We start from the raw sequence: 10827 nt of genomic DNA on the forward strand, positions 1-10827 counted from the left end.
GCTGGCGCCCCGTGCGATCAGCGCCGCCCATGTGCTCGGCGCCTGGCTGTTGATCGGCGTGCTGGCCCTGGAGTTGCGTTACGGCTTGCTGCTGTTGTCCGAGCAATACAACGCCTGGCGCTGGCTGGGCTGGGCGATTTTGCCAAGCCTGTACCTGGTGCTGATGGCCGCGCCGCGCAATTGGCCATGGCCGGTGTCCGCCTATCCTCGTGAATACCGTCTCTACGCGGCGGCGCCTCTGGCGTTGCTGATGCTCGGCTGGTTCTGGCTGGCGAATATTGTCAGCGACGGCACCGCCGAGCCCTTGCCCTATGCGCCGCTGATCAACCCGCTGGAGTTGGGGCTGCTGTTCGCGTTGTTCGGCGTGTTCGTCTGGTCCCGATACGCCGTGACGCAACTGGCGATCCGCAAGCCCTTCGTTGATCTCGCCAGCCAACTGGTCGCGGGTGTCTCGCTGTTTGCCTTCTTCACCGCGCTGGTGATGCGCACCGCTCATCATTGGGGTGGCGTTCCCTTCGAGCTGGATGCGCTGCTGGCATCGATGCTGGTGCAGGCGGGGCTGTCGATCGTGTGGACCTTGATGGCGTTGAGCTTGATGATTGGCGGCCATCTGCGTCATCGCCGCGAAGTCTGGCTGATCGGTGCGGCGCTGATCGGCGTCGTGGTCGCCAAACTGTTCTTTGTCGAATTGAGTAACCGCGGCGGACTGGCGCGGATCGTGTCGTTCATCGGCGTGGGTGTGTTGCTGTTGGTGGTCGGCTATTTTGCCCCACTGCCACCCAAGCGTGCCGAAGCTGCGCCGGAGGCGGATAAGCCCGCCCCGCAAACCGAAGGAGTGTCGTCTTGAGTCAGAAGCTGAACCTGGGATGGTTGGGTGCCGTTGCGTTGGGTGTGGCGCTCACGGCCAATGCTCAGGAAAAACCGGCGGATTTCACCACGCAGGTGCCCTTGTCGGTGAGCGGGGAAGGGCCGTGGTATCGCCTTGAGCTGCCGTTGAATGTGCAATTGAATGCACGCCAGACAGATCTTAGCGATGTGCGCGTCTTCAACGCTGCCGGTGAGCCACAGGCCTACGCCTTGGTTCGGGCGTCGGCGCAATCCAGCGAGCAACGTGTGCTGTCCGACGTGAAATGGTTCCCGCTGTACAGCGCCGCCGATTCCACCGAACGCGCGCCGGGTGTGCGAGTGCAATCGACCGCCAACGGCACGCTGGTCGAAGTGCAGCCATCCAGCCAACTCGAGGCCGGCGAAGAAGTGCTGCGTGGCTGGTTGCTGGACGCCAGCGCCATCAAAGCGCCGTTGCAGCAATTGATCCTCGACTGGACCAGCGATCGCGACGGCTTCCAGCGATTCAGCATCGAAGCCAGCGATGATCTGCAGCACTGGCAATCCTGGGGCGACGGGCAAGTCGCGCGCCTGACGTTTGCCGACGAACGGGTCGAGCAACGTGAAGTCAGTTTGCCGGGGCAGACGGCGCGTTACCTGCGCCTGCTCTGGAGCTCACCACAATCGGCACCTGCCTTGACCTCGGCACAAGTCGAAAGCGTCAGTGCGCGCAACGTGCCGCAGCCGTTGGTCTGGTCGCAACCGTTGGCGGGCAGCAGCGTGAAGGCGGGTGAATACACCTGGCAATTACCGATGGGATTGAATGTCGAGCGCGTTCAGGTCGAGTTGAGTCAGCCCAACAGTCTGGCGCCAGCCATTGTGTCCGGCCGTCGGGAAAGCAGTCTGCCGTGGCAAGCATTAAGCACCGGGTTGCTCTATCGCCTGACCCAGAATGGCCAGGACGTGATGCAAAACGAGCTGCAACTGCCGGGGCAAACCGTGCAGCAGTTGAAGCTTGTGGTGGACGAACGTGGTGGTGGTTTGGGAGCGCAAGCGCCGACGATCCGTTTCGCCGTACGATCGACGCAGTTAGTGTTCCTGGCGCGCGGCATCGGGCCTTACACGCTGGCGCTGGGCAGTGCGACGGCGAAGGCGGCGAACCTGCCGTTGTCGACGTTGATCCCGGATTACAACGCGGCGAAATGGGCGGCGTTGGGCAAGGCGTCGGTTGAAGGCGCAGCCGTGTTGAGTACTACTTCCACGGTGACAGCGGCCGCTACGACGGACACGAACTGGAAGAAGTTCGGGTTGTGGGCGGTGTTGCTGTTGAGCGTGTTGTTTCTGGCGGCAATGGCGTTCAGTTTGCTGCGTAAACCGCCCGTCAAGCCGTGAAGACCGGTGCTGCGCACCATCGCGAGCAGGCTCACTCCCACAATGAGTACGCGTGACACTGTAGGAGCGAGCCTGCTCGCGATAGCGGTTCAATGGTCGGTAAAAATGCCCGTTTCGAACTACGCTAAACCCCGCGCATGAACTCTATTCGGCATCTCACGTCTGATAGGAGGAAATGCGCCCCGACTCGCGTTAAACTGCGCGGGTTTTCAGTCCCCCATTCCACCGGAGCCTTCCATGTCCCGCGTTACCCTGAGTCGCTATCTGATTGAGCAGACCCGTAGCAACAACACGCCTGCCGATCTGCGTTTCCTGATCGAAGTGGTGGCGCGCGCCTGTAAAGAAATCAGCCACGCCGTTTCCAAAGGCGCCCTGGGCGGTGTTCTGGGCAGCATGGGCACCGAAAACGTCCAAGGTGAAGTGCAGAAGAAACTCGACGTCATCTCCAACGAGATCCTGCTCGAAGCCAACGAATGGGGCGGTCACCTGGCCGGCATGGCGTCCGAAGAAATGGACAATGCCTACCAGATCCCGGGCAAATACCCGAAAGGCGCCTACCTGTTGGTATTCGACCCGCTGGACGGTTCGTCGAACATCGACATCAACGCACCGGTCGGTACCATCTTCTCGGTACTGCGTTGCCCGAGCGAATACCTGAGCCAGAACGAAGCGCTGAATGAAAAAGCCTTCCTGCAGCCAGGCACCGAGCAGGTTGCTGCCGGCTATGCCATCTACGGTCCGCAAACCATGCTGGTGCTGACCCTGGGCGACGGCGTGAAAGGCTTTACCCTGGACCGTGAAATGGGCAGCTTCGTACTGACTCACGAAGACATCACGATCCCGGAGTCCACTCAGGAGTTCGCGATCAACGCCTCCAACCAGCGTCACTGGGAAGCGCCGGTACAGCGCTACGTCGGAGAACTGCTGGCTGGTGATGAAGGCCCGCTGAAAAAGAACTACAACATGCGCTGGGTCGCCGCGATGGTCGCCGATGTGCACCGTATCCTGACCCGTGGTGGTCTGTTCATGTACCCACGTGACAGCCGCGAGCCGTCGAAGCCGGGCAAGCTGCGCTTGATGTACGAAGCCAACCCGATGTCGTTCCTGGTTGAACAGGCTGGCGGCGCTTCCACCGACGGCCACCAGCGCATCCTCGACATTCAGCCTGAAGGCCTGCACCAGCGCGTAGCGGTGTACCTCGGCTCGAAAGAAGAAGTTGAACGCGTCACGGCTTACCACAAGGAATAAACATGACCGCGCCCTGGCAGCCGTTGCTTGAATGGTGGTTCGGAGATTGCGAATCATCCACCGAGGTGGCGGCACAGAAGGGCAAGTTGTGGTTCGGCAAGCGTGACAGCCAGGACGTCGAAGCGCGCGAGCGTTTCGGGGACTGGGTCGAACAGGCACTGGCCGGCGGATTGACCGAGTGGACGCAACGTCCCGAAGGTTGGCTGGCCCTGGTGTTGCTGCTCGATCAAGTTCCGCGAATGATCTTTCGCGACACTCCAAAATCCTTTTCAGGCGATCCAAGGGCTCAGGCACTGGTAGCGCAGGGCATTGCTGCGGATTTCGATCGGCAATTGCGGCCGATCCAGCGGGTGTTCATCTATCTGGTGTTTGAGCACTGCGAGAATCTGGCGGTGCAGAACGAGTGCATCTCGCGCTACATCGATCTGGTGGCGCAACAGCCTGAAGACGACCGGGCGCTGTTTGCCGATTACCTGGATTACGCCGAGAAGCATCAGAAGGTGATCGCGCAGTTCGGGCGGTTTCCGCATCGCAATGCGGTGTTGGGGCGGGAGTCTACGGCTGAGGAGTTGGAGTTTCTTTCGAAGCCTGGTTCCAGGTTTTAGATTTTAATTGCGGCTGATGCCGTCATCGCTGGCAAGTCGAATCGTCGCACCGCAGCTCCCACAGGGGGCTGTGCCGTACACTTAATGCGTGTCCGCCACAGATAATTGTGGGAGCTGGCTTGCCAGCGAAGGGGCCTGTAAATCTGGCTCAGATTCTGAAGCTGCCGACCAGCTGCTTCAACCGCGCCGCCTGCTGCTCAAGGTCTGCACACGCGCGTAGAGTCGACTGCAGGTTCTCCACGCCTTCCTGGTTCAACGTGTTGATCTCGGTAATGTCGACGTTGATCGACTCCACCACGGCCGTCTGTTCTTCCGTTGCCGTGGCCACCGACTGGTTCATCCCGTCGATCTCACCGATACGCTGAGTCACGCTACCGAGCCGTTCACCGGCCTGATTGGCAATGCCAACGCTGCTTTCACTCTGGCGCTGGCTGTCGGTCATGGTGCTGACCGCTTCACGCGCACCGACCTGCAATTCCTCGATCATCTTCTGCACTTGCTGCGCAGAATCCTGAGTGCGGTGCGCAAGGTTGCGCACCTCGTCAGCCACCACGGCGAAACCACGGCCTGCTTCGCCGGCACGGGCCGCTTCGATGGCGGCGTTCAACGCCAGCAAATTGGTCTGCTGCGAGATGCTGGTGATCACTTCCAGGATCTGCCCGATGTTCACGGTGTTGCTGTTGAGCGTTTCGATGTTGCCGCAGGAATCGCTGATCTTCGCTGACAGTTGCTGCATCGCGGCGATGGTCTTGTCGACCACCTGCTGGCCGTCTTCCGCCAGGGCGCGGGCGTCGCTCGAATGCTGAGAGGCGAGGGCGGCGTTCTGCGCGATTTCCTGCGCGGCGGCACCCAGTTCGTTGATCGCCGCCGCCACGCTGCTGGTGCGTGAGGCTTGCTGGTCGGAATTGAACATCGACGAATTCGAGGCAGCCACCACTCGTAGCGCCACTTCGTTGACCTGACCTGTGGCCGATGCCACTTCGCTGATCGATGTATGGATGCGTTCCACAAAGCGGTTGAATGAAGTACCCAGGGCGCCGAATTCATCATGGCCGTGGATGGTCAGGCGTTTGGTCAGGTCACCTTCGCCTTCGGCGATGTCGTGCATGGCGCGGCCCATGGTCAGCAGCGGCTGCATCAGGAAGCTGATCAGCATGCCCAGCAGCGCGATGATGATGACCACCGCGATGACCATGGCGATGATCGCCGACGTGCGAAATTCGCTGAGCATCGAGAACGCGGTGTCCTGATCGAGCACCAGCGCCACGTACCAGTCCGCCGACGGCACGCCGTTGACGTGGGTGAAGGAGATGAACTGGCTTGTGCCATCGATCTCGACTTCTTTCATGCCAGGGCTGACGTTTGGCGCACCGTTCGGGTAGGCGTCGGCCAGGCTCTTGAGCACCAGTTTGCTGTCCGGGTGAATCAGAATCTTGCCATCAGCGCTGACGATGAATGCGTGGCCATGGCCGCCGAAATTCAGGGAGTTGATGATCGCGCTGACGCTGGATAGGTCGATGTCCGCACCTGCAACGCCAATCATCTGGCCCTGGCGCTGAACCGGAGTGGCCACGGTGATTACTAGCTTGCCGGAGGACGCAGCGATGTACGGTTCGGTGACGATGGTCTGTTGCGCGCTGTTGGCCGCCTTATACCAGCCACGGGCGCGAGGATCGTAGTCCGCAGCGCGATTGCCGGCCGGAACCGAGAACATCACGCCGTCGCTGCCGCCGAAGTAGCTCAGCTGGAAATTGCTGGTGTAGGCCGGAAGGTCGATAACCCGCTTGAGGCTGGCCGGGGCGCTGCCGTCCGCGGCGATCTGCTGGGACAGCGATTGCAGCAACTGAATGCGGCTTTCCAGCCAGGTCTGAATGTTGCTGGTGGTCAGGCTGCCGAGTTCCTGCATCGACGCTTCGGTACTGCTGCGCAAGGTCTGGCGCTGGCGGTAGTCGTTGAACAGGATGAAACAGGCAAATGCAACGGCCACCACGAGGGCAGCAGCCAACAGGATCTTGTGGCTGAACTTCATGTTTCTGGTCATTAAATGAGCTACCGCGGAGGGGCTGATCAACAGGGGGGCTTGCGCTGCTTCTATGTCGACCGGTCGGCGCCAAAGATTAGGCGTCTTTGTCGAAAATCGACGAAATGTTCATTGGCGCGAGAAAGTCGCTGATTTTTCGGCAAATGGCAGACGAGCGGCCTGATAAATAGCCAGTCCTCCGGGGAACCAGATAGGGGTTTTCTCTTCTAAGCTTCTGCTTGGCAGCCATGCCAACCCCCTTCGCCCCAGGAGCTACACCATGTCGCTGCGCTCTATCGCCCTGCTTTCGTTCTGCGTGTTGTTGGCCGCATGCAGCAAGGTCAATCAGGAAAACTACTCGAAGTTGTCTGCCGGTATGCCCAAGGCCGAGGTTGAAAACCTGCTGGGTAAACCCGCCGATTGTTCGGGCGCGCTGGGCATGTCCAGTTGCACCTGGGGCGACAAGAACAGCTTTATCAGCGTGCAATACGCCGGTGACAAAGTGTTGATGTTTTCTGGCCAAGGCCTGAAGTAAACCGGGGCTACGCGCCCACGGGAGAAAAACAATGAAGCGGTTATTTTTTGTACTTTTAGCGGGCCTGGTATTGGCCGGCTGCGCCACTTCTGGCGAAGATCCGTTGGCGCCGAAAACCGTCAACAGCGTCAACCTCAAGAAGTATCAGGGCACCTGGTATGAGTTGGCGCGCTTGCCGATGTATTTCCAGCGCAACTGCGCGCAATCCGAAGCCCATTACACGCTCAAGCCCGACGGTAATGTGTTGGTGCTCAACCGTTGCCTGACGGCGGACTGGCAATGGGAAGAAGCCAAGGGCACGGCTTATCCACAGGTGCCGGGCAAGACCGACAAGTTGTGGGTCGAGTTTGATACCTGGTTTTCGCGATTGCTGCCGGGTGTAGCGAAAGGGCAATACTGGGTGTTGTACGTCAGCGACGACTACAAGACCGCCATCGTCGGCGATCCAAGTCGTCGGTATCTCTGGCTGCTGTCCCGGACGCCTTCGGTCAATGGTGTAGTGCGTGAAGAACTGCTGAGCAAGGCGCGTCAGCAGGGTTACGACACCACGCGGCTGATCTGGCGGGCGTCGGATACACAGATGGCCAAGACCTCGAACTAAAGGTTACCGAAGATCAAAACTGTGGGAGCGAGCCTGCTCGCGATAGCGGTCTGTCAGTCAACATCTCCGTTGGATATGACAACCTCATCGCGAGCAGGCTCGCTCCCACATTTTGTTTTGCGTTAACCGAGGAGATCGCGCAGGACCTGAGTGAACGCCCGGCTGCTTTCTTCCTCATCCGCATGACGTCCGTTACGCACGACCCACTGGCCGTTGACCAGTACATCACGCACTTGACGATCGCCACCGGCAAACAGCCAACGGTTCAGAATCCCGTCGCCACTGGCCGTGGCCAGGTACGGATCATTGCCGTCCAGCACCAGCCAGTCAGCGCGCTTGCCCACTTCCAGAGCGCCAATCGGCTGGCCCAGCGCCTGCGCGCCGCCGTCCAGTACTGCGTCGTATAACGTACGGCCGACCATCGGCTGATCCGCGCCATACAACCGGTTACGCCGCTGATCGCGTAGTCGCTGGCCATATTCCAGCCAGCGCAACTCTTCCACCACGCTCAATGACACATGGCTATCGGAACCGATGCCCATGCGCCCGCCCTGCGCGAGAAAATCCACCGCCGGAAAGATCCCGTCGCCGAGGTTGGCTTCGGTGGTCAGGCACAGCCCGGCGATGGCGCGACTCTTGGCCATCAGCGTGACTTCTTCCGGGTTGGCGTGGGTGGCGTGGACCAGGCACCAGCGCTGATCGACTTCAGTGTTTTCGTACAGCCATTGCAGCGGACGGCGACCGCTCCAGCTCACGCAGTCATCGACCTCCTTTTGCTGCTCGGCGATGTGGATGTGCACGGGGCATTGCTTGTCGCTGGCGGCGAGCACTTCGCTGATCTGCTGCGGGGTGACCGCTCGCAACGAGTGGAAGCACAAACCAAGGGATTGCGCCGGTTGTTGCGCCAGGATCGGCTGCAAGCGCGACTGCAGCTTGAGGTAGTTCTCGGTGCTGTTGATAAAACGGCGCTGACCCTCATTTGGGGCTTGGCCGCCGAACCCGGAGTGGCTGTAGAGCACCGGCAACACCGTCAGGCCGATGCCGGCAGAGGCGGCGGCCTGGCTGACGCGCAGAGCCAGCTCGGCAGGGTCTGCGTAAGGCTGGCCGTTGAGGTCGTGATGCACGTAATGAAATTCAGCGACGGACGTGTAGCCCGCCTTGAGCATTTCGATGTACAGCTGACGGGCAATGACGCCGAGTTGGTCCGGGCTGATTTTTCCGACGAGGCGGTACATCAAATCGCGCCAGGTCCAGAAACTATCGTTCGGATTGCCCGCCACTTCGGCGAGCCCGGCCATTGCCCGCTGGAACGCATGGGAGTGCAAATTCGGCATGCCCGGAAGTAGCGGGCCACTCAGCCTTTCGGCGCCATCTGCAGTGGAATCAGCCTGGACATGAGTCAATACGCCATCGGCGCTGACCTCAAGACGTACGTTATTGGCCCATCCGTTAGGCAGAAGCGCGCGCTCGGCAAAGAAAGCGGACATGGTTCAGCACCCCATCGTGTGTTATTTGTATATACATATACAGACGTTTGCCTGCTCGGTAAACTCCGGCAAGCTAGCAATCTCATCCAGACGAACAAAGGATTAACCGTGCCGACTCCGCCTGCAGTCTCTCCGTTGGCCGCGAACATGGGCGACAGTCCGGCGCCCCTGTACGCCCGCGTTAAACAGATGATTACCCAGCAAATCGACAGCGGTAATTGGCCGCCTCACTACCGCGTTCCGTCGGAAAGCGAGCTGGTCAGCCAGTTGGGTTTCAGCCGCATGACCATCAACCGCGCGCTGCGCGAGATGACCGCCGACGGTCTTTTGGTGCGCATGCAAGGTGTCGGCACGTTCGTCGCCGAGCCGAAAAGTCAGTCCGCTTTGTTTGAAGTGCACAACATCGCCGACGAAATCGCCTCTCGCGGTCATCGTCACACCTGCAAGGTCATCACCCTCGAAGAAGAGGCGGCCGGTTCCGAGCGTGCCCTGGCGCTGGACATGCGCGAAGGCCAGAAAGTCTTCCACTCGCTGATCGTGCATTTTGAAAACGATATCCCGGTGCAAATCGAGGATCGTTTCGTCAACGCACTGGTGGCGCCGGACTACCTCAAACAGGATTTCACCCTGCAAACGCCCTATGCCTATCTGAACCAGGTGGCGCCGCTGACTGAAGGCGAGCACGTGGTCGAGGCGATACTGGCTGAAGCGACCGAATGCAAACTGCTGCAGATTGAAAAGGGCGAGCCCTGCCTGCTGATTCGTCGTCGCACCTGGTCTGGCCGCCAGCCGGTAACAGCCGCTCGCCTGATCCACCCCGGTTCCCGTCATCGTCTGGAAGGTCGGTTCCATAAATGAAAGAAATGAACGTTCTACGCGCCAAGGATTACCCTCGCATGCCGTGGAAAAACGGCGGGGGTAGCACTGAAGAAATCACTCGCGACGCCGGCACCGGTCTTGATGGCTTCGGCTGGCGCCTGTCGATTGCCGACATCGGCGAGTCGGGCGGTTTTTCCACCTTTGCCGGGTATCATCGAGTGATCACCGTGCTGCAGGGCGACGGCATGACCTTGCGGGTTGACGGTCAGGACACGCGAACGTTGTTACCGCTGGACCCGTTTTCCTTCAGCGGCGAGAGCCAGGTTTCCTGTGCATTGGTGGGTGGCCCGATTCGCGACTTCAACCTGATCTATGCGCCGCAGCGTTACGACGCACGATTGCAGTGGCTGGATGGCGATCAACGGTTTTTCAGTTCGGCGGGCACTGTGTTGGTGTTCAGTGTTGCCGATGGCCTGGAAGTGAAGGTTGATCAACGCGACGCACAGTTGGGTCGTCATGATTGCCTGCAGTTCAACGGTAACGCCGGCCTGCTTGAAATCTCCAGCAACGGCCCATGCTGCGTGATCGAACTGACTGCACGCTAAACCTGTGGTGAGGGGGTTTATCTGTGGCGAGGGGATTTAGCGAAACGTCGCACCGCCCCGTTGGGCTGCGATGCGGCCCTAAAGATATGGGACTGCTGCGCAGTCCAACGGGGATAAATCCCCTCGCCACAAGAAGATCCCCTTGCCACAAGAAGATCCCTTCACCACCACAAAAGCGGTACTCATACCGTTCCCCTCCGCGCACCACTTTGTTACCGAACGCCCCAGCGTGGCGCAAAACCTCGTCCAAGTAACAGCCATCCCCCTGCGCTCAAAAGCCCTCCGCAAAAATTTCATTTCCCTCCCAGCCCTTGCTCTACCAGTGTTTCAAAGCGTTTCAGCATTTTTCTTGAACAACCATCCGGCAAGTTGGCCGCTTGATTGCATATGCTTGTATGTACAAGTAAAGACGTATGCGTATGAGTCATTCGAGACTCTCCGCAGCGTCCACTGATTCGCTTGTGGCGCAACGATGCGCACAGGCTGGCTTGCCCACTGCCAGGGTTGGTTTGAATTGATCGCTGAGGAGTCTTTTTCGTGACTGACAATAAACCTACGAAGTACCGTGACGTTGAAATCCGTGCCGCCCGCGGTAACACGCTGACCGCCAAAAGCTGGCTGACTGAAGCGCCGCTGCGCATGTTGATGAACAACCTCGACCCGGAAGTCGCCGAGAACCCTAAAGAACTG

General features: G+C 59.7%; 11 protein-coding genes. 9 read left to right on the plus strand and 2 right to left on the minus strand.

Translation table 11 applies throughout. The features are described from left to right. From GBC55_RS28905 to GBC55_RS28920, 4 genes are all read left to right on the plus strand, one after another. A partial coding sequence (locus GBC55_RS28905) for a DUF2339 domain-containing protein (protein ID WP_247267057.1) occupies positions 1–847 on the plus strand: 847 nt, incomplete at its 5' end. Continuing rightward, a complete protein-coding gene (locus tag GBC55_RS28910) occupies positions 844–2217 on the plus strand; it encodes a DUF3999 domain-containing protein (RefSeq protein ID WP_162441037.1) in 1374 nt (457 codons plus the stop codon). The genes GBC55_RS28905 and GBC55_RS28910, both read left to right, overlap by 4 nt. 237 nt (positions 2218–2454) lie before the next feature. Then, entirely contained in the window at positions 2455–3465 is a 1011-nt protein-coding gene (locus tag GBC55_RS28915; protein ID WP_162441038.1) for a class 1 fructose-bisphosphatase, read from the plus strand. 2 nt (positions 3466–3467) lie between these two features. Continuing rightward, the gene (locus tag GBC55_RS28920) at positions 3468–4070 is read left to right on the plus strand and encodes a DUF924 family protein (RefSeq protein ID WP_162441039.1); all 603 of its coding nucleotides are present in this window, start codon (positions 3468–3470) and stop codon (positions 4068–4070) included. Between the two features lie 148 nt (positions 4071–4218). Here the strand turns inward: GBC55_RS28920 and GBC55_RS28925 are convergent, their stop codons facing one another. Beyond that, positions 4219–6111 (minus strand): methyl-accepting chemotaxis protein, encoded by a 1893-nt coding sequence (locus tag GBC55_RS28925; RefSeq protein WP_218576880.1) that lies wholly within the window; start codon positions 6109–6111, stop codon positions 4219–4221. 259 nt (positions 6112–6370) lie between these two features. Between GBC55_RS28925 and GBC55_RS28930 the strand changes: the two genes are divergently transcribed. Both GBC55_RS28930 and GBC55_RS28935 read left to right on the plus strand, forming a co-directional pair. Beyond that, positions 6371–6625, plus strand: a complete 255-nt coding sequence (locus GBC55_RS28930; protein ID WP_162441041.1) for an outer membrane protein assembly factor BamE — start codon at positions 6371–6373, stop codon at positions 6623–6625. Between the two features lie 31 nt (positions 6626–6656). Continuing rightward, the gene (locus GBC55_RS28935) at positions 6657–7226 is read left to right on the plus strand and encodes a lipocalin family protein (protein WP_162441042.1); all 570 of its coding nucleotides are present in this window, start codon (positions 6657–6659) and stop codon (positions 7224–7226) included. A gap of 122 nt (positions 7227–7348) precedes the next feature. Here GBC55_RS28935 and GBC55_RS28940 read toward each other — a convergent pair whose 3' ends face one another. Beyond that, positions 7349–8713 (minus strand): formimidoylglutamate deiminase, encoded by a 1365-nt coding sequence (locus GBC55_RS28940; RefSeq protein ID WP_162441043.1) that lies wholly within the window; start codon positions 8711–8713, stop codon positions 7349–7351. A gap of 147 nt (positions 8714–8860) precedes the next feature. Here GBC55_RS28940 and hutC point away from each other — a divergent pair, with 147 nt between their 5' ends. The 3 genes from hutC to GBC55_RS28955 form a co-directional block, all read left to right on the plus strand. Then, on the plus strand, positions 8861–9571 hold the full coding sequence (hutC, locus tag GBC55_RS28945) for a histidine utilization repressor (protein ID WP_162441046.1): 711 nt from the start codon (positions 8861–8863) through the stop codon (positions 9569–9571). Beyond that, positions 9568–10137, plus strand: coding sequence for a HutD family protein (locus GBC55_RS28950; protein WP_162441044.1), 570 nt, complete (start codon positions 9568–9570; stop codon positions 10135–10137). Before hutC ends, GBC55_RS28950 begins: the two co-directional genes overlap by 4 nt. 537 nt (positions 10138–10674) lie before the next feature. Next, the coding region (locus GBC55_RS28955; protein WP_162441045.1) for a hypothetical protein at positions 10675–10827 on the plus strand (153 nt) is incomplete at its 3' end.

Origin of the sequence: Pseudomonas sp. TNT3 (genome assembly GCF_010095445.2) — a bacterium.
Taxonomy (GTDB): Bacteria; Pseudomonadota; Gammaproteobacteria; order Pseudomonadales; family Pseudomonadaceae; genus Aquipseudomonas.

Bases quoted from the DNA above. Each gene is read 5' to 3' on its own strand.
- GBC55_RS28915 (WP_162441038.1), top strand. From the start codon at position 2,455: ATGTCCCGCGTTACCCTGAGTCGCTATCTGATTGAGCAGACCCGTAGC.
- GBC55_RS28920 (WP_162441039.1), top strand. From the start codon at position 3,468: ATGACCGCGCCCTGGCAGCCGTTGCTTGAATGGTGGTTCGGAGATTGC.
- GBC55_RS28925 (WP_218576880.1), bottom strand. From the start codon at position 6,111: ATGACCAGAAACATGAAGTTCAGCCACAAGATCCTGTTGGCTGCTGCC.
- GBC55_RS28930 (WP_162441041.1), top strand. From the start codon at position 6,371: ATGTCGCTGCGCTCTATCGCCCTGCTTTCGTTCTGCGTGTTGTTGGCC.
- GBC55_RS28935 (WP_162441042.1), top strand. From the start codon at position 6,657: ATGAAGCGGTTATTTTTTGTACTTTTAGCGGGCCTGGTATTGGCCGGC.
- GBC55_RS28940 (WP_162441043.1), bottom strand. From the start codon at position 8,713: ATGTCCGCTTTCTTTGCCGAGCGCGCGCTTCTGCCTAACGGATGGGCC.
- hutC (WP_162441046.1), top strand. From the start codon at position 8,861: ATGGGCGACAGTCCGGCGCCCCTGTACGCCCGCGTTAAACAGATGATT.
- GBC55_RS28950 (WP_162441044.1), top strand. From the start codon at position 9,568: ATGAAAGAAATGAACGTTCTACGCGCCAAGGATTACCCTCGCATGCCG.